Origin of the sequence: Providencia sp. PROV141, from assembly GCF_028481645.1 — a bacterium.
In the GTDB taxonomy this organism is placed as follows: domain Bacteria; phylum Pseudomonadota; class Gammaproteobacteria; order Enterobacterales; family Enterobacteriaceae; genus Providencia; species Providencia rettgeri.
Map to the genome: position 1 here is coordinate 97,589 of NZ_JAMPPR010000017.1, position 19,225 is coordinate 116,813.

A 19,225-nucleotide genomic window follows, 5' to 3' on the forward strand; every position below is an offset into this window, starting at 1 on the left:
AGTTATTAAATAATAACAGGAATATAGTAATTTAGCTCTTGAATGAAATTGCGTGAGTCATTCATGAATACTTCATAAGAGGGTTTAGATTTCAGGACATATTGTTCAACATCAGGCCCTTCGCCACGGACGATGTCCATTTCAGCAAGTACCTTCCCATAAGCAGTATAAATAATATCATTGTAATCTATACCATGAAGGCTACTAATGATCTTGATTTCTAAATAATCTCCTGCAGGTAATTGTAAGTGGGTTGTATGCGGAAGTGCAATCTCTACATCTTGTTCATCTAGAGCCGTGGTATACAGGAAATGGCCTTCAGCATTCGCACTTTGGTCAACACCATGAATTGCATATAAATGCTGAGTGACATAAGGGTTTTTATCGAAAAAAGCTTTCCAATAGTATCGGCGTAGCTCATCAGTTTTCAGGTTCCACTCATTAATATCTTTAGTGTAACGATGTTTAGTACCGAGCAAATTAATGGCTGGTAATTGAGTCAATTTAACTCGAACATTTAACTCTTTACTTTCTCGTAGAGGTAAACAGAACCCTTCAATCTTCCAACCTTCGCGTTTTCGATATTCAGAAGGGGTGAGATTAAATTGCTTTTTAAACGCGCGGCAAAAAGTTTGTTGTGAGTCAAAACGGTACCTCAGAGAAATGTCCATGATGCTGTCATTTGTTAGCCGTAATGCGACAGCAGAACAAGAAAGGCGTCTGGCTCGGATATAGGAACCAAGCGCGAGCCCTGTTTGATTCTTAAACAGGCGCTGAAAGTGCCATTTGGTGTATCCTGATTTATCGGCAACAGTATCTAGGGATAGGCGAGATTCTAAATTTTGTTCTATCCAGAGAATGATTTCCCTGATAACACTTTCTTGTAGCATGATTTTCCTTTCAGGTCTCTTTTACTTACCAATAAAATAATAAGCCATAAAATACATCAAGGTTATGACTGGCAAGTATTCATAGGTGCTCGTAATAGGATACCACGCCAACTGACAATTTTATTAAAAAGATGTGAAGTTAAGTAAGTTTTGGGAGGTAGAAAAGTAGGAATATTACCTAAATACACCTATTTAGAGTTTACATAATTTGTCTAATTTTTACATATTGCAGTATGGACTGAAAGTAATGAACATGGCATAAATAGGGTGAAGTAATTTTATTTTTATCGAAAACAGTCTGTTGAAGTAATCTATTTTGGAGGTTCAATATAAGAAGTGTGTAATGTAAACCATTAATCTGAAAAGGTCATTTAGTATTATAAGCATAACATGAAATATTTTGCTTTATCATCTAAATTTAATGTTGTAATTCCGACTAATAAATAAAAAAAAACGTCTTTTTTTATGATGTGAAAAAATTAAAGTTATTATAATTATCCTCTGGAAACTTATTGATACGCATGAATACAAATTGTCACTAATTTCTTAAGGTTATAACATTAAATCAAGCAAGATGGTTTTATCTAATTGAAGATCTAAGCTAGAATTTTAGTTAACGTGAAAATACAACGTTTAGTCGTCAACTGATTATAATGTAAATTTAGCTATTGATAGTGAGATTAAACAATGTGACCAGCTTCACGAGTTAAATGTAATGGTGAAATTATATAGTCTATTTATATCATTGTATTAGCTAAAAATTGGGTTTTTAAGTCATAAATGAATGGTCTTTAAATGACTTGTTTAATTAGGTTTTTATTATTTTAAGTCAATTTATAAATTTATGGTTGGTGATAATTTACGCACCGGTTAATTATATTAATTTTAATATTTAGTAGAGGTTATTATGGGGAAAGAAAGTATTGCTAAAATGCTAGGGATAAAAATCCGAAAACAACGAGAAAATCATAAAATATCGATAGAAAGAATGGCGAGCTTAATCGGTGTAACAGAAGAAGAAATGAATCGATTTGAGACAGGAGAGAGTTGTATTGATGTTGATTCATTATTTCAATTTGCATATCTCTTCAATGTTGACCCGGCTTCTTTTTTATATGGGGTTGTCAATGTAAATAGTGGAACGTGTAGATTAATACACTGATTGTAAGTAATTTGATTATGTTATATTAAATTTTACAGTACTATTATATAACCCACTAATATAATAATGTGTTCTGTTTCTATCAGAATAATCTTTATATTTTATGGTAATCAAATATATCCATAGATATTTAGCTGTTTTATTACTTTATCTGTTAGCTCATTAGCGTGGCTCCATTGATTAATCTTAGCTAATTTTGTGTTACTACTGAGTCTTAAAACAAATTGGTCAAGTTGCTTTACAATGAAATTATCTTGATTAACCTCTTGATATTTTTCATTAAAAGAAAGTTTTTTCTCTACCTCATAGCGGTTATTGCACTGCTTCAATGATAGTTTATCTGAGATCTTTCCTGTATTGAAAAAGATTTCAAATGAAACCAATAAACCGTTTTCTTGGCGTAGATTAATTATTAATACGTCGCCATCGGCTCTTTGAGTAAAGGGATGCGAGAACTGAATAGAAGGGAGTGAAAGGACAAAATCAGGCATTAATGATAACAATAATTCTATGTTCTTTGTGATGGTGTTTCGTAATATATTGAATGGTAGTTGGTTTTCAGGCTCTACTATTCGGTGTGTTGTGATACGTAATAACCCTGTTTCGCTACCCTGTTTAGGCATTAAAGATGCTTTTATTTGATTGAACTGGTTATCAAAGCTCAAAGGCTGGTTGTAGTCAATAAATACGTCATGGCGCACGGCTTGCTTAAATACTTCATTCAGTTCGCTTTCACTAAAGTTAGGGATATCATTTAATAGAACATCTTTTCCTGCAGTTACCGCAGTCTGAATAGCAAATCTTAGTAACTCATCACTGCAAGTGGATGTCATTATTATGCAATCAACGTCATCATTGTTGATTAGCTCTTCTATCTTTTTCTTTTGGCACATGAAGTCAGTCATAGAAGGAAGAGATGGGGACAAATGGCAAATTGACTTTAGCTCACTATGATGGGTGCAGCATTTTATCGCATCTATATAAAGTTGGTTATAAGGAGCAGTGCCGATTAAACCAATACCAGAACGATTAATTGACGTGACAGAATGCTGTTCTTCAAGTAAACGCAGGTGGCCGAGTAAATAAAGAAAGTGTGTATTTAACATGCTTAGCCCTTATTCTTAGTTTATCTAACACGCGATATAATTCCAACATAGCAGGATGAAATAATAATTTCATTTTATTGTCATTTTAGAATTTGTATTTTCTGATGGGATTCACAAATTAAAGAAAAAAATGAAACTTAATAAGTATTCAATAATGACGTGTATGTTAATCAGGGAAAAGGTAGGAAGAGGCTCTGAATTAATGGAGGTGTTTAATTACAGAGCCGTATAACTAGACTAAGCTGCTACCTTGACGATAGGCTAATGCAACGGTCAGTGATTGTGCTAAACATAAGGTGGCTGACTGCGAACGAAATGCATCTACTTGGGCTTCTTTGATAACAAAACAAACATCACTGAAACTTGCCAACGGGCTGATTTGGCTATCAGTAATAACGATTTGCTGTGCACCCGCTTGAGCCGCTTTCTCACTTACCATGACAGTTTCCGAGGCGTAAGGTGTGAAACTGATTGAAATTACAACGTCGTTTTCACTGATCCGACTGATCTGCTCTTTGAACATTCCACCAAGCCCATCAATAAGGACAGGACGGCATTCCAAATGGCTAAGTGCGTAACTTAAATATGTTGCAACGCTGAATGAACGACGCAAACCGATAATGTAGATATTCTGTGCATTCGCTAAAAGCGATACAGCTTTTTCAATATCTTCAGCAGGGGTTCTAGCTGCCATTTGTTGTAACGCTTGGGCGTTAGAATGAGCGAACTCCTTCAAAATTTGCGAAGGGTCATCACTCAGTTCTTGGGAACCATCCATTTCACGAAACATACGGGCTCTATCTGTGTAGCTGGCCGTCTCTTCCACAAGGTTCATACGAAACAATTGTTTCATTTCATTAAACCCACTGAAATTAAAAGCATTTGCAAAGCGGATCAGCGTCGAAGGCGGAACCTTAGCTTCCTTTGCAATGACGGCAACGGTATCAAACGCGACACTATTCGTATTGTCTAATACATAGCGTGCCACTTGCTGTAGCCGTTTACTTAGTTCGTCATATCGCGAGCGAACTTGCTCTTGAAACTCATTTAAATTTGATGCACTTGACATATAACCTCCAGAATTTGGCTCTAATTGTAGTTGTTTTACAGCGTTAGTCGAATCTTTTTGAAACACTTAGTTCATATTTAAAAATTTTCTTTTTTTAGAATCGTAAAGTAATTTGAATTTGGGATAATAAATTGAACAGCTTACATCAATTTGTTCTCTTGTTTTCTTGATTGAAAGAAAGCCCTGTTTAACTCAATACAACGGCAAAATAGCCAATAAATAGGTGATGGATATAAGTTTAGGATTGGTATTTTTTTAGTCGCGATTAAAATTTCGCAAAAACTTTGTCTAGATCACATAAATTGAATGTTATTTCAAATTTAGTTGTAAATGAAACAAATATTTCATATACATTGAGTAACAAGGTAACTCTGTCAGCTAAAGAGAGGCAACATGGAACAGATTCATAATTTCATTGGTGGTGAAATAGTATCCAGCAAAAGTGGGCGTTTTGCGCCTGTATTCAACCCGGCAACGGGGGAGCAAATTGCTCAAGTTGTACTCAGTAGTGCCGATGAAACAAAAAAAGCTATTGAGATTGCGAATAAAGCATTTCCTAAATGGTCAAAACTATCTCCCCTAAAACGCTCTCGGGTTTTATTCAAATTTAAAGCTTTACTTGAAGAGAATATGGATGAACTGGCGCGTTTAATTTCAAGAGAACACGGTAAAGTTTTTTCTGATGCGGTAGGTGAATTAACCCGAGGTTTAGAAGTCGTTGAATTTGCATGTGGTATTCCTCACTTACAAAAAGGTGAGCATTCAGCCAATGTTGCTACAGGTGTTGATAGCCAATCATTAATGCAGCCTTTGGGCGTTTGCGCGGGGATCACGCCATTTAATTTCCCTGCAATGGTACCGATGTGGATGTTCCCAGTGGCTATTGCAACAGGTAATACTTTTGTTTTAAAACCGTCAGAAAAAGATCCTTCTTTAGCATTAGCATTAGCTAAATTATTAAAAGAAGCTGGTTTACCTGATGGCGTATTTAATGTTGTTCAAGGGGACAAAGAATCCGTCGATGTACTCTTAACTGCACCAGAAGTTCAAGCCGTTAGTTTTGTTGGCTCAACACCTATTGCTGAATATATTTACACGACGGCATCCGCTCATGGTAAACGCTGCCAAGCACTTGGTGGCGCGAAAAACCATTGTATCTTAATGCCTGATGCAGACATGGGGCAGGCAGCTAATGCTATTATGGGCGCCGCGTTCGGTGCTGCAGGTGAACGTTGTATGGCATTATCCGTTGTCTTAGCTGTCGGTGATGAAACGGCAGATGCGCTCATTGCTAACCTGAAAGGCCAAATTGCTAAAATGTCCGTGGGCCCAGGTTTGACGGAAGGCAAAGAAAATGACATGGGGCCCGTAATTTCAGCACAGCACAAAGCAAAAATCTGCGACTATATTACCAGCGGTGAAAAACAAGGTGCGACATTATTGGTCGATGGCCGTGATTTTAAAGTGAAAGGCTTTGAAAATGGTTATTTTGTAGGGCCAACATTATTTGATAATGTCACGCCTGAAATGGACATTTATCAAGAAGAAATTTTTGGGCCTGTATTAGCCGTAGTGCGAGTTCCAGACTTTGAAACGGGTTTGAAACTGATTAACCAACATGAATATGGTAATGGAACGGCTATTTTCACTCGTGATGGCGAAACAGCGCGCGAATTCCAAGAAAATGTTCAGGCGGGAATGGTCGGGATTAACATACCTATTCCAGTACCGATGGCATTCCACAGTTTTGGTGGTTGGAAACGGTCTATTTTTGGTCCATTAAATGTACATGGAAATGACGGTGTTCGCTTCTATACTCGCATGAAAACAGTCACTAGCCGTTGGCCTGCAAGTGTTCGCTTAGAGCACCATGAAAGTAGTTTCACAATGCCAACCATGGAATAAACGGAGACCCGTATGAATAAGCAGAAAATGACGACCGCTCAGGCGTTGGTTAAATTTCTCAACCAACAATATGTTGATGTCGATGGTGAGCAGTATCCGTTTATTCAGGGAGTATTTACGATTTTTGGCCATGGTAACGTTGTGGGTTTAGGTCAGGCGCTTGAAGAAGCGCCTGGCCATCTACGCGTTTATCAAGGATGTAATGAGCAAGGTATGGCGCACATTGCGACGGGTTTTGCTAAACAAAAAAAACGTAAACAAATTTTTGCTGTGACATCCTCAGTCGGCCCTGGTGCCGCAAATATGATCACCGCAGCAGCAACGGCAACTGCCAATCGTATTCCATTATTATTGTTGCCAGGGGATACCTTTGCGACTCGTCAGCCCGACCCAGTATTGCAGCAAGTCGAACAATACGGTGATGGAACTATCAGTACTAATGATTGTTTTCGCCCAGTTTCACGTTATTGGGATAGGGTTTCACGGCCTGAACAGCTGATGGCGGCGATGGTCAATGCCATGCGAGTGTTAACTGACCCTGCGGATACTGGCACGGTAACCATTTGCCTACCCCAAGATGTTCAAGGCGAGACGTGGGATTACCCCGATTATTTTTTCCAAAAACGCATCCATCGTATTGAACGTAGACCACCGACAGCGGTGAATATCGAAGAAGCCGTAAATCTAATTCGTAGCAAGAAAAAACCATTACTCATCTGTGGTGGTGGGGTACGTTATTCCGAAGCTCACGACGCATTTTTGCAATTTGCTGAAGATTACCGTATTCCATTTGGCGAAACCCAAGCGGGTAAAAGTGCCGTCGTTGCTAGTCATCCCTTGAATATGGGCGGAATTGGTACAACAGGTGGGCTAGCAGCAAATTTGTTGGCTAAAGAAACTGACTTAGTGATTGGGGTGGGGACTCGCTTTACGGATTTTACCACCGCCTCGAAGTCATTATTTAGCCATCCAAATGTAACATTCTTAAATATCAATGTTGCGGAGTTTGATGCAAGTAAGTTAGATGCATTGAAAGTGGTTGCAGATGCCAAAGAAGCGTTACAAGCACTGAGTATAAAATTGAAAGATTCTCACTATGAAACTCAGTGGAGGGATGAAATTCAGCAGGCTAAACAACAATGGAAAAATGAGCTGGAGCGCTTGTTTAGTATACAGTACCGGCCATTAGATTTTGTTCCTGAAATTGCAGGCCATCTTGATGACAAGCTTGAAGAGTACCGTAAAACGCTTGGTACAGAACTGGCGCAAACACGGGTGTTAGGCTTGATGCAGCAATGTATGGAAGACGATGCCATTATTGTAGGTGCTGCAGGTTCATTACCGGGTGATTTACAACGTATTTGGTTACCAAAACAAAGGGATACCTATCATCTTGAATATGGCTATTCATGTATGGGCTATGAAATTGCCGCCGCTGTTGGAGCTAAAATCGCTGCACCGAAACAACCTGTTTATGCGATGGTTGGAGATGGCTCTTATTTAATGCTACACAGTGAACTGCAAACCGCGATTCAGGAGAATATTAAGATCACCATTTTATTGTTTGATAACGCGGGATTCGGCTGTATTAATAATCTGCAAATGAGCCAAGGCATGGGAAGTTTTGGTACAGAGAACCGCCATCGAAACCCACAGACGGGGTTGATGGATGGGCCGTTAGTGAAGGTCGATTTTGCTAAAAACGCAGAAAGCTATGGCTGTAAAAGTTATCGAGTACATGATGAGGAACAATTGATTGCCGCACTGAAAGACGCGAAGTCCCATTCGGGCTGTGTATTGATTGATATTAAAGTACTTCCGAAAACAATGACCAATGGTTATGAAGCTTGGTGGCGGACAGGAACGGCACAAATTTCTAAAAAGCCTCAAATAGTTGCTTCTGCTGAAAAGATTAAAGAGATGGTGGAACATAAAGTACGTCTTTATTAATCAATATATTGCGTTAGTGTCTTATAGTATCCAAATAACTCGACGGTGTTTTACCGTCGAGGAATGTTCTTCGTTTTCTTAATGGGTCAGATGTGTAACTAAGTAGGGTAGTTACTGGAAAATTAGCAGGGATTGCTTTGGTTTTAATTTGCATAGTGGTTATTACTTGCCGTTCTATATTCGCTATACTTCAAGTTGTATAGGGGACAGCACTACGCTAATCGCCAATACAACTCGGATCATTTGGATTATATACCCAGCTTTGGCTGGGTTTTTTTATGGTTCTTATAGTTTGAAAATTATTTTATTGAAATGTATGTTTTATTTTAAGGTAAAAAAAGATCAAAAAAAGAAGTTATGAAAATTTAATGTGCGAGCAAACACTGACTTTATTGTTAAATGCTGTTCGCTTACATTGTCAATTTGTGATCTGAATAACACTAAAAATACACTTTAATATAACATTTGTTATCTAGAGCCCAAAAATATAATTTTCAAAAAATTATAAATTGAAATGAATGTTTTATTTGGTATATTCCGTAATATCCAAATAGTGGATTTAAGGTATCAAGGAGCATTTGAATGTTCAATATAGCACTATTCGGCGCAGGACGTATCGGACAGGTTCATGCTGTTAATATTGCCGGCCATAAAGAAACCAAACTTTATTCTGTTATCGACCCTTATCAACCGAATGCGGTTGCCTTGGCTGAAAAATACCAAGCAAAAGTACAGACGACAGAAGAAGCAATGCAAGACCCTAATATACAGGGGGTTTTAATCGCTTCAGCCACAGATACTCACGCTGATTTAATCGAACTCGCCGCCAAACATAAAAAAGTGATCTTCTGTGAAAAACCTGTTCATCTCGACCTTGAGCGTGTGAAGCAGTGTTTAAAAAGCGTGAAAGAACATAATGTTCCACTGTTTATTGGTTTTAATCGTCGCTATGACCCTCAATTTCGCCACTTGAAAAATTTATTCCAACAAGGCGCTATTGGTAAAGCAGAATCTTTAATTATCACGTCTCGTGATCCGTCACCACCACCTGCGGAATACGTGAAAGTCTCCGGTGGTATGTTCAGAGATATGACGATTCATGATTTTGATATGGCGCGCTTTATGATTGGCGAAGAGCCTTGCTCTGTCTACGCACAAGGCAGCAATGTTGTTGACCCTGCTATCGGTCAAGCAGGTGATATTGATACTGCGTTTATCATCTTAAAATTCCCATCTGGCGCAATGGCGACCATTTCTAACAGCCGTCGTTCAGGTTATGGTTATGACCAACGCATTGAATTACATGGTGAAAAAGGCTTATTAACGGCAGGTAATATTAAAGAGAACAGTGTTGCGCTGTTAAGCGAAGTTGGGTGCTTATCCGCCAAGCCAGAGTATTTCTTCTTACAACGTTACCATGAGGCATACCAAGCAGAGTGGCAGCATTTTGTTGATATCTTAGCTGGTCGTGCGGAATCTGAAACGACAGGTACCGATGGTGAATTGGCTTTATATCTTGCAGACAAAGCGCTGGAATCATTAAAAACAGGTAAAGAAGTTAAATTGTAATTAATACGGTAATACTATTTAACTTAATTATAGACTTGCGGTTAAAAATCTATTTTTGGCCGCAATTGTAAATATATTCATTTATCAATGAGTATATAAAATACTGACCTTACTTTTATTTAATACTCTTTAGGCTTTCAATGTTCTGAGATTAATTGAGGCTTTTTATAATCTTACTTTTTTTAATTTAACTGATGTATTTATCGTTTTAAATTCGCGAAAACTATTTTCAAAGAGTTTATCGATCAGGCCTAAAGTTAGCAAAGTAGCGATTCAAACCAGAGTGCCAGAAACTTATTTCATTATTTAACATTTAACATTAAACATTTATTTAAATATTGAAAAATTGTTTTTTTGGTAAGACATAATGATTCAAATAATAAGGTAATAATATGTCATTAATCATGAATCTCAATCAACAACAGAGAAAAAGGTTGCACCAAATAACCTTGGTTGCAACCTTTGGTGGATTACTATTTGGTTATGATACTGGTGTCATTAACGGTGCATTTTCATCACTGAAAGAAAACATGGGCTTAACGCCAACCACGGAAGGGCTGGTAATGAGTGTTCTATTAGTGGGAGCGGCATTAGGCAGTGTTTGTGGTGGACGTGTAGCAGATTTTGTCGGGCGCCGTACTTATTTGCTTTACCTCTCATTTCTATTTTTATTTGGGGCATTTTTATCTGCGGCGGCTCCAAATATTGAAGTTCTTCTTATTGCTCGGTTTATATTGGGCTTTGCGGTGGGCGGGGCTTCGGTGACAGCACCGACATTTATTTCGGAAGTGGCTCCGACTGAAATGCGGGGAAAACTTACCGGACTCAATGAAGTTGCTATTGTTATCGGGCAGCTAGCGGCATTTGCTATCAATGCAATTATCGGTTCTATTTGGGGCCATTTACCGGATGTCTGGCGTTATATGCTGTTAGTGCAGGCGGTACCTGCACTGTGTCTGTTATTTGGTATGTGGAAAGCGCCTGAAAGCCCACGCTGGCTAATGAGTAAAAACCGTCGTGAAGAAGCGCTGAAAATCTTGAAGCAAATTCGCCCTGAAAAACGCGCCATTCAAGAATATGAAGATATCGTGACCTTATTAGATGTTGAAGCTGCGGAAGCTAAACGTCACCCGAATGCCAATAAACAAAATTTAGCGTTAATTTTTAATACGCCTTGGATTTTTAAATTGGTATTAATTGGGATGGTGTGGGCGGCATTACAGCAAACGACCGGGGTTAACGTTATTATGTATTATGGTACAGAAATTCTCAAAACGGCGGGTTTTTCTGAGCAAACTTCTTTAGTTTTCAACGTATTAAATGGTGTATTTTCTGTCGGTGGTATGGTGATAGGGGTTCTATTCCTTGTTGACCGATTTAAACGTAAGACGCTGATTGTTGGTGGTTTTGCTTTAATGGCATCGTTACACTTATTAATTGCAGCAACAGACTACTTCTTAACCGGGGATGTTAAAGCAACATTAATTTGGTTACTTGGCGCGGTGTTTGTTGGGGTTATGCAAGGAACAATGGGCTTTTTAACTTGGGTAGTACTTGCAGAGCTATTTCCACTTAAAATCCGCGGGTTATCTATGGGGATCTCAGTCTTCTTTATGTGGATTATGAATGCGATTGTGAGTTATTTATTCCCTGTATTACAAGCAGAACTTGGTTTAGGTCCAGTATTCTTAATTTTTGCGGTAATAAACTACTTAGCTATCGTTTTTGTGGTGAAGTTATTACCAGAAACATCAAACAAATCATTAGAGCAATTAGAAGAAGAGCTCTCATCAATGTAATTATTACTTATTGGTGGTGTGAATATACCTAATTAACTTAATCGAGGGTTGGATATGATAGAACAACTAACCACAAGTAATTTGCATTTAGGTTGTCAGGCAAGAAATAAAGCTGAAGTACTCAAAATGGTGGGTACGGAATTTAAAAATAAAGGTTATGTTGATAGGGATTGTGTGCATTTCTTAACGGAAAGGGAACAGCAAATATCAACATTTTTGGGGAATGGCATCACGTTGCCACATCTACCTAAGTCTGCTAATGATATTATCTTGCATACTGGTGTTGAAATTTTTCAATTCCCTGACGGTGTGATATGGGACCGGACCAATGTGATGTTTATCGCAATAGGTGTGATTGCAAAATCAAGAGAACACATTGATGTACTTAGGGAAATCGCACTGATTTTCAGTGATGAGTTTATTGCCAATGCATTGTCTTTGACATCAAGTAAAGAAGAATTTTTAAGCATTCTTCATCGCTAGTTTTGAGTTCTGAAGAGAGTATGGGATCTTTACCTGATCCCATACCCAATAAATTTCATCTTTAGTTATTCTATTTCATTTCATTCCACGTTATGACGCTTCTATTGTTTTTCCCTTCCGTAAATTTAATATTTATTTTCTTATATATTAATTGATTACATTAAAAATTCACGTTGGATCACATAATGAAATTAATATTTCCAATAATATTGAAAATGAAACGAATGTTCCGTATAACATGATTATTGAAATAAAAATCTGGAACAAGTATTAGGCCAGCCATTGTGTTACATAAAATGAGCGAGAGGTAGAACAGATGAAAGAGATCCGTATCGGGATGATAGGTACTGGCTATATAGGACGAGCTCATGCCATTGCTTATGCACAAGCAGCAACCGTTTTTCCATTACAGGGGAAATTGGTTCGTGAAATGATTGCAGAAATTACCCCTGAGTTAGCACAGACCCGAGCTCAGGAAATGGGATTTAATCGTGCAACCGATGACTGGCGAAAATTAGTTGCAGATCCAAATATTGACGTGGTGGATATCTGTTCGCCTAATTTCCTGCACAAAGAAATGGCAATGGAGGCAATTAAGCACGGTAAACATGTTTATTGCGAAAAACCATTAGCGCTCAATTCTGAAGATGCCAAAGAAATGGTCGAAGCGGCTAAAAAGGCGGGTGTTTTAACGTTAGTGGGTTTTAACTATATGAAAAACCCTACCTCTCAGCTAGCCAAAGAAATCATTGCAAATGGCGAAATTGGAGAAGTTATCCATTTTTATGGTACCCATAATGAAGATTATATGGCTGACCCTAGCGCGCCGATTCACTGGCATTGTTTTAAAGAAAAAGCTGGCCTAGGTGCCTTGGGGGATTTATCTGCACATATTATTAATATGGCGCAATTCCTAGTAGGGGATATTGAAACCGTTTGTGGTGATATGGAAATTGTCATTAAACAGCGTCCAGAAAAAGCGGGTTCAGCCGTCATGGTTACGGTTGAAAATGAAGATCAGGCGCATGCCATGGTGCGTTTTGCTGGTGGCGCAATGGGCGTTATAGAAACTTCACGAATCGCCGCTGGCCGTAAAATGGGACTAACCTATGTGGTGACTGGCACCAAAGGGACACTGTCTTTCACTCAAGAAAGAATGGCAGAGCTAAAGCTCTATCGTCATGATGAACCTAGCAACCGTCAAGGTTTTAAAACCATTTTTGTGGGGCCAGAGCACCCGGATTATGCGCCATTTTGTAATGGTGCAGGTCATGGTATTGGCTTTAATGACCAAAAAACAGTTGAAGTGCGTGATTTAATTGATGGCGTTGCAACAGGGCAGCCAATGTGGCCTGATTTTGAAGAGGGCTGGAAAGTATCACGAATATTAGACGCGATAGCACGTTCATATGATGAACAACGTTGGGTTAACGTTAAAGAAATCAATTAATTCTGTTGTAGTTAAGGGGTAATTAATGGATAAGCAGAAGAAGTTAGATGTTATCTGTATGGGCCGTATTGCCGTTGACCTGTACGGACAACAGATAGGTTCTCGTTTAGAAGATGTGAGTTCGTTTGCCAAATATTTAGGCGGCTCTTCAGGAAACGTGGCATTCGGCACTGCAATACAAGGATTAAAATCGTCAATGCTTGCCCGTGTGGGGGATGAGCACATGGGGCGTTTTTTACGTGAGGAATTACAGCGTGTAGGCTGTGATACCAGCCATCTTATTACAGACAAAGACAGATTAACGGCATTAGTTATCTTAGGGATCAAAGATCAGGATACTTTCCCATTAATTTTCTATCGTGATAACTGTGCAGATATGGCGATTACGCCAAATGATTTTACCGAAGAATATATTGCATCCGCACGCTGCTTGGCAATTACAGGAACGCATTTATCGAATCCGAAAACTCGCGCGGCCGTATTGAAAGCGTTGGAATATGCTAAACGTAATAACGTCAAAACAGCCATTGATATCGATTATCGCCCAGTCTTATGGGGGTTAACGTCTCTCGGTGACGGGGAAACGCGCTTTATTGCTTCCGATAGTGTCACGCAACAACTGCAAGATGTGTTATCGATGTTCGATTTGATTGTCGGGACAGAAGAAGAATTTCATATTGCAGGCGGGACAACGGATACGGTACAAGCACTCAAGAACATTCGCCAATTGACGGATGCGGAACTGGTGTGTAAACGCGGTTCTCTTGGCTGCTCCGTATTTAGCGGTGCGATCCCAGAAACATTAGATGAAGGGATCACTGTTCATGGTGTCAGAGTTGAAGTACTTAACGTATTAGGTGCTGGTGATGCATTTATGTCTGGTCTACTACGCGGTTATTTAAACGGTGATGGTTGGGAAAAAGCCTGTGCTTATGCGAACGCTTGTGGGGCTTTAGTGGTTTCTCGCCATGGCTGTGCACCTGCAATGCCAACAAAAATCGAGTTAGATAATTACCTTGAACGTGCTGCGGCAGTACCACGTCCAGATCTCGATCCTATACTCAACCATCTGCATCGAGTGACTTCACGTAGCACACAGTGGAATGAGCTCTGTGTCATGGCATTCGACCATCGCATCCAATTCGTTGATATGGCTCGTAATGCTGGTGCTGATATTTCCTGTATTCCTTATTTGAAGAAGTTGATTTTCCGTGCTAGCAGTGAAGTGGCTGAAGAAGCAAATTTACAAGGTAAAGCTGGGCTACTTTGCGACAGTACCTTTGGCCAAGACGTATTGAATGATGTGACTGGTCGTGGTTGGTGGATAGGCCGTCCAATTGAGCTACCGGCATCAAGACCATTGTGCTTAGAACATGGCAATATCGGTTCTCAGCTGATCAGTTGGCCAAAAGAGCATATTGTGAAATGTTTGGTATTTTTCCATCCAGAAGACAACCATCCTCTGCGTTTAGAACAAGAAAAAACAGTTCAGGAAGTGTACAGCGCTTGTTGTCAATCAGGCCATGAATTATTGCTTGAAGTGATATTACCCGCGGATATGGAACGCAATGATGAGCTGTATTTACGCGCAATCAAACGTTTCTATAACTTAGGTATCAAGCCTGATTGGTGGAAATTACCACCACTACAAGCAGAAAATTGGGATGAAGTCGATGCGCTGATCCAAGAGCGTGACCCATACTGCCGCGGTGTCGTGCTATTAGGGCTTGATGCGCCACAAGCTGAGTTACAAGCAGGTTTTAATGCCGCAGCTGGGAAACCCATCGTCAAAGGATTTGCTGTTGGTCGTACCTTATTTGGTAAGCCTTCGTTGGAGTGGATGAAAGGCGAAATCAATGACGATGAGCTAGTTCAGAAAATCAAAGCTAATTACTTAAACCTGATAGCCCTATGGCGTCAGCGTAAATAATATTACTTTTACCTACACAGGAGCTTCATCATGGCAATCCAACTTGGTATCAACCCTTTGACATGGACGAATGATGATTTACCCACTTTAGGGGCAGAAACATCTCTAGAAACATGTTTAACTGAAGGTCGTCAAGCAGGTTTCGCTGGTTTCGAATTAGGCAATAAATTTCCACGCAAAGCGGAAGTTTTAGGACCGATTTTAAAACAGCATGACTTACAACTGGTTTCAGGCTGGTATTCGGGAGAACTATTATCTCGCAGTGTGGAAGAAGAAATTGAAGCGGTACAAGGGCACTTAGCGTTACTGCGTGATTTAGGCGCTAAAGTGATGGTGTTTGCAGAAGTGACCAACTGTATTCATGGCGACCAAAACAAACCTGTTCATATGCGTCCATTGTTCCCAGCCGATAAATGGGAAGAATACGGTAAGAAACTAACCGAATTCGCGAAATATACCTTATCTCAAGGCGTGAAAATCGCCTATCACCACCATATGGGAACCGTGATTGAGTCAGCAGAAGATGTTGATAACCTAATGAAGTACACTGGCGATGAAGTTGGTTTATTGCTAGATACTGGCCACTTAACCTTTGCAGGTGCAGACCCGGTTGAAGTGGCTAAGCGTTGGGCAAAACGTATCAATCACGTACATTGCAAAGATGTCCGTGCAGATGTCCTAAAAGATGTTAAAAACCGTAAAACCAGCTTCTTAGATGCCGTATTAGCTGGTGTGTTCACGGTACCGGGTGATGGTTGCGTTAACTATCCTGACGTGTTTAAGGTATTGAAAAATAGCCAATATGAAAATGGCTGGCTGGTGGTTGAAGCAGAGCAAGACCCTGCGATTGCACATCCATTAACTTATGCCACATTGGGTTACAACAATTTGTCTAAGTTTGCTAAGGATGCGGGTTTAATCTAAATCGTCGTCATATTTCAGTCTGTGGCGTTGTTGGCTTCACTTACCCCCCCTAGTCACATACTTGTGTATGCTCCTAGGGATTGGTGCGCTAGCCGCCTAGCCACAAACTGAACTATTTGATTGATGAAACGGTTAGTGACTAAAAAGAATTGTCTATCTAGAATCTAAAAAGTGTCAGAGGAAAGTTATGTCAAAATTATTGTCGAAATACCATGCTCCAGATGCACATAAGCGTACTCAGCATATCACTCCACAAATCGCTAACTGGGGTTATGTTCACTTTGATGTTTACGAATTAAAACAAGGTGAGTCTATTTCCTTACCTGCTTCTGAAAATGAAATGTGCTTAGTCTTAGTCGCAGGTAAAGCGACGATTAAAACAACTAATCAAACGTTTGAAAACATTGGCGACCGAATGGATCCTTTCGAACGTAAAAAACCCTATGCTGTGTATGTGACAGCCCAAGAGTTTGCTGAGGTCATCGCAGATACTGACCTTGAATTGGCCGTTTGCAGTGCTAAAGGAAAGGGCACCTATCCAACACGTTTAATTGGTCCAGATGATATTGGTGCAGAGCAACGTGGCCATGGTTATAACAAGCGCTACGTGCATAATATTTTACCGGATGATAAAGCCGCTGACAGCTTATTAGTCGTGGAGGTCTTTACAGATGAAGGCTGCACCAGCTCTTATCCAAGCCATAAACATGACACCGATAATGAACCCAATGAAACTTATCTAGAAGAAACCTATTATCATCGTTTAAATCCATCTCAAGGTTTTTGTATGCAGCGTGTTTACACTGACGACCGCGAGTTAGATGAGTGCATGGCGGTATATAACAAAGATGTTGTTATGGTACCAAAAGGGTATCACCCAATGGCGACAGTGGCTGGCTATGATAACTATTACCTTAATGTGATGGCGGGACCAACACGTAAATGGTTATTTACATGGGAAAAAGACCATAACTGGGTGAACAGCGAAATCTATGCAGCGAAACATCGTGAAAAGTAAGTTAAAAACAGCAATATGTGAATGAATTAAGTTCTGTTATCTATCTTTGCCGGTAACTATTTACCGGCTTTTTTATGCTTAAACTTAATAGGCTGCGGTAAATTGTTGGCGAATAAATTGTGAATTATTCACTTCATCAAGAATAGCAACTGCAAAGTCTTCAACAGAAATTTTAGCGGGAGTATTACCATTCATTAATAATTGATTCCCGCCAAGCCGGAAGGTTTCTGTTCTTTCTCCTTCTTCAAGCATGGCGGCAGGAGAAACGTAGGTCCAATCTAATGAATCAATGGATTGTAATTGGTTTTTAAATTCTCTCATTGCTTGGGCGCCAGGCTTTATTTCAGCAGGAAAATCAGGGGAGTCAATTAAATCAATACCTGCAGTGGTTTTTAGACTTCCTGCACCACCCACAACAATGAACCGTTTGACCATGGATTTTTGTACAGCATGTAAAATTGCGAGGTTACCCGCAACAGTATCTTGATACAAATTAGGGTTCTGCCAACCGCCATTAAACGCACTGATGACAACATCCTGCCCCTTTAGCCGAGAGGTTAACCATGGAATATCGGTGATATCTCCAGCCGCGGTGATTAAGTGAGCGTGTTGAGATAGTTGATTACTATGACGAGAAATCGCTGTTACTTGGTGATGCCGAAGTAGCGCTTCAGCAACTAATGCTCTGCCAACAAAACCTGTTGCGCCAATAATCGATATTTTCATCTTCAGTTCCTCTTTGCTTGAATGTCACACTCAAGAGTAATGATACTGATAGGGCTAGGCTTTAGGACTAAGACTTCTTTTCCCAATGTGTTCTTTTTTGAGTATAGAACAGACGTTCTTATTGGGGAATATGCTTAATTTTATTTTGTTTCTCTAAATAACTTTAAAATAATACTCGTCATGATGGCGATGGTTCCTCCTAAGGCGGTTTCAAGAACGCGGTCAAACAATAATTCATAGGTTGGGTGACGCCAATATATAACGAGCTCAAGAATGGATAAAATTAAGCTTGTCACGACAAATGTCATAAACGTATATCCATGATGAAAACTCATTGGCATTAAAAAGGCGAATACCACAACTGCAATTAAACCGATGTATGGCATAAGTGGTAGGTTGAATAAAAAATACAGCAATAAAACAGAAATAAGGCTGCCTAAGACTCTCTGCAAAGTAATTTTAACGATGCTTTGTGATTTTGGATGCAATACAAAAACAAAGGTCAATAATGTCCAATAAAAGTGCCCTAGATCTATACTGCGTGGAATGGCAAGTGCGAGTAATAGCCCTAAAGCATAAATCATCGAACGGGGAATAATATTTTTTCTCAACGTAAACAAATTTTGTTCAACTAAAGCACTCGTAATAACGCTATGGCGTGTCATTTTATGACTAAGGAGATAATACGTGATTAGCGTTACTCCACTGCCAATAATAAAACCTAACGCCAAACTTCTTGATATATCAGGTAAAATGGTGCCAATTGTCGACATGATAATCATAAACTTCATCGTTAAATCCATTGCGGGATCTGTGCCATACAATTGGTAATAAATGAACGAAAAAATGGCGAGATAAATATAATACGCCGTACCAAGCCGCAGGGTATCACCGATAAAAATAGCCACTAAAATCATCAATAAACAACAAGCGGTGTAAGCATAGTTTTTATATTCTTTTGCTGCATTGAATAAATTAAATGAATACAGTGTTGAGAATGTCGCCCACATCGCTGCTTGCGCATCTAAAATCACAAAAGCAGTTGCGGCACTAAAAAACATACAGCTGGTAAAAATAATCCCATCATGAATAGCAGGAAACGTTCTCATAATTCGATGCTCGTAAATAGAAGCTTAACTCATTAATTAATAACGTAATTAAATATTATACGGTGTGAAATTTCAAGGCAATCACTCAGTATTTATGACAAGTTACCATTAAATGGTATCAGTGGCGTTGTTAGT

The 19,225-nt window shown here is 39.3% G+C and carries 15 protein-coding genes; 10 read left to right on the forward strand and 5 right to left on the reverse strand.

Going from position 1 to position 19,225, the window contains the following annotated elements; genetic code table 11:
• Positions 1–5: 5 nt before the first annotated feature.
• The gene (locus PSF09_RS11550) at positions 6–890 is read right to left on the reverse strand and encodes a helix-turn-helix domain-containing protein (RefSeq protein WP_272683928.1); all 885 of its coding nucleotides are present in this window, start codon (positions 888–890) and stop codon (positions 6–8) included.
• Positions 891–1,797: 907 nt separating this feature from the next.
• On the opposite strand from PSF09_RS11550, the gene PSF09_RS11555 reads away from it, so the two are divergent.
• Positions 1,798–2,052: a helix-turn-helix domain-containing protein gene (locus PSF09_RS11555; RefSeq protein ID WP_210838914.1), complete on the forward strand. Its 255-nt coding sequence runs from the start codon at positions 1,798–1,800 to the stop codon at positions 2,050–2,052.
• Positions 2,053–2,162: 110 nt separating this feature from the next.
• Here the strand turns inward: PSF09_RS11555 and PSF09_RS11560 are convergent, their stop codons facing one another.
• Positions 2,163–3,158 carry a hypothetical protein gene (locus tag PSF09_RS11560; protein WP_272665786.1) on the reverse strand — a complete coding sequence of 332 codons (996 nt, stop codon included), beginning with the start codon at positions 3,156–3,158 and terminating at the stop codon, positions 2,163–2,165.
• Between the two features lie 232 nt (positions 3,159–3,390).
• The gene (locus PSF09_RS11565; protein WP_004913314.1) at positions 3,391–4,227 is read right to left on the reverse strand and encodes a MurR/RpiR family transcriptional regulator; all 837 of its coding nucleotides are present in this window, start codon (positions 4,225–4,227) and stop codon (positions 3,391–3,393) included.
• Positions 4,228–4,620: 393 nt separating this feature from the next.
• Between PSF09_RS11565 and PSF09_RS11570 the strand changes: the two genes are divergently transcribed.
• The 9 genes from PSF09_RS11570 (at position 4,621) to iolB (ending at position 17,255) form a co-directional block, all read left to right on the forward strand.
• Positions 4,621–6,132, forward strand: a complete 1,512-nt coding sequence (locus tag PSF09_RS11570) for a CoA-acylating methylmalonate-semialdehyde dehydrogenase (RefSeq protein WP_272665787.1) — start codon at positions 4,621–4,623, stop codon at positions 6,130–6,132.
• Positions 6,133–6,144: 12 nt separating this feature from the next.
• Positions 6,145–8,082 (forward strand): 3D-(3,5/4)-trihydroxycyclohexane-1,2-dione acylhydrolase (decyclizing), encoded by a 1,938-nt coding sequence (iolD, locus tag PSF09_RS11575; RefSeq protein ID WP_272683929.1) that lies wholly within the window; start codon positions 6,145–6,147, stop codon positions 8,080–8,082.
• 582 nt (positions 8,083–8,664) lie between these two features.
• A complete protein-coding gene (gene iolG, locus PSF09_RS11580; RefSeq protein WP_004262138.1) occupies positions 8,665–9,651 on the forward strand; it encodes an inositol 2-dehydrogenase in 987 nt (328 codons plus the stop codon).
• Positions 9,652–10,043: 392 nt separating this feature from the next.
• Positions 10,044–11,450 carry a sugar porter family MFS transporter gene (locus PSF09_RS11585; protein ID WP_004913304.1) on the forward strand — a complete coding sequence of 469 codons (1,407 nt, stop codon included), beginning with the start codon at positions 10,044–10,046 and terminating at the stop codon, positions 11,448–11,450.
• A 54-nt stretch (positions 11,451–11,504) separates the two neighbouring features.
• The gene (locus tag PSF09_RS11590; protein WP_004262128.1) at positions 11,505–11,933 is read left to right on the forward strand and encodes a PTS sugar transporter subunit IIA; all 429 of its coding nucleotides are present in this window, start codon (positions 11,505–11,507) and stop codon (positions 11,931–11,933) included.
• Between the two features lie 316 nt (positions 11,934–12,249).
• Positions 12,250–13,383: a Gfo/Idh/MocA family protein gene (locus PSF09_RS11595; RefSeq protein ID WP_004913299.1), complete on the forward strand. Its 1,134-nt coding sequence runs from the start codon at positions 12,250–12,252 to the stop codon at positions 13,381–13,383.
• 25 nt (positions 13,384–13,408) lie between these two features.
• The gene (locus tag PSF09_RS11600) at positions 13,409–15,313 is read left to right on the forward strand and encodes a bifunctional 5-dehydro-2-deoxygluconokinase/5-dehydro-2-deoxyphosphogluconate aldolase (RefSeq protein ID WP_210838905.1); all 1,905 of its coding nucleotides are present in this window, start codon (positions 13,409–13,411) and stop codon (positions 15,311–15,313) included.
• Positions 15,314–15,343: 30 nt separating this feature from the next.
• Positions 15,344–16,237 carry a myo-inosose-2 dehydratase gene (gene iolE, locus PSF09_RS11605; protein ID WP_272683930.1) on the forward strand — a complete coding sequence of 298 codons (894 nt, stop codon included), beginning with the start codon at positions 15,344–15,346 and terminating at the stop codon, positions 16,235–16,237.
• Positions 16,238–16,424: 187 nt separating this feature from the next.
• Complete coding sequence (gene iolB, locus PSF09_RS11610) at positions 16,425–17,255, forward strand: 5-deoxy-glucuronate isomerase (RefSeq protein WP_004913292.1); 831 nt, start codon at positions 16,425–16,427, stop codon at positions 17,253–17,255.
• 84 nt (positions 17,256–17,339) lie between these two features.
• Here the strand turns inward: iolB and PSF09_RS11615 are convergent, their stop codons facing one another.
• Together PSF09_RS11615 and PSF09_RS11620 are read right to left on the reverse strand one after the other, a co-directional pair.
• Positions 17,340–17,981: an NAD(P)-dependent oxidoreductase gene (locus tag PSF09_RS11615; RefSeq protein ID WP_004913290.1), complete on the reverse strand. Its 642-nt coding sequence runs from the start codon at positions 17,979–17,981 to the stop codon at positions 17,340–17,342.
• Positions 17,982–18,121: 140 nt separating this feature from the next.
• Positions 18,122–19,090: an FUSC family protein gene (locus tag PSF09_RS11620; protein ID WP_004913289.1), complete on the reverse strand. Its 969-nt coding sequence runs from the start codon at positions 19,088–19,090 to the stop codon at positions 18,122–18,124.
• Positions 19,091–19,225: the final 135 nt, after the last annotated feature.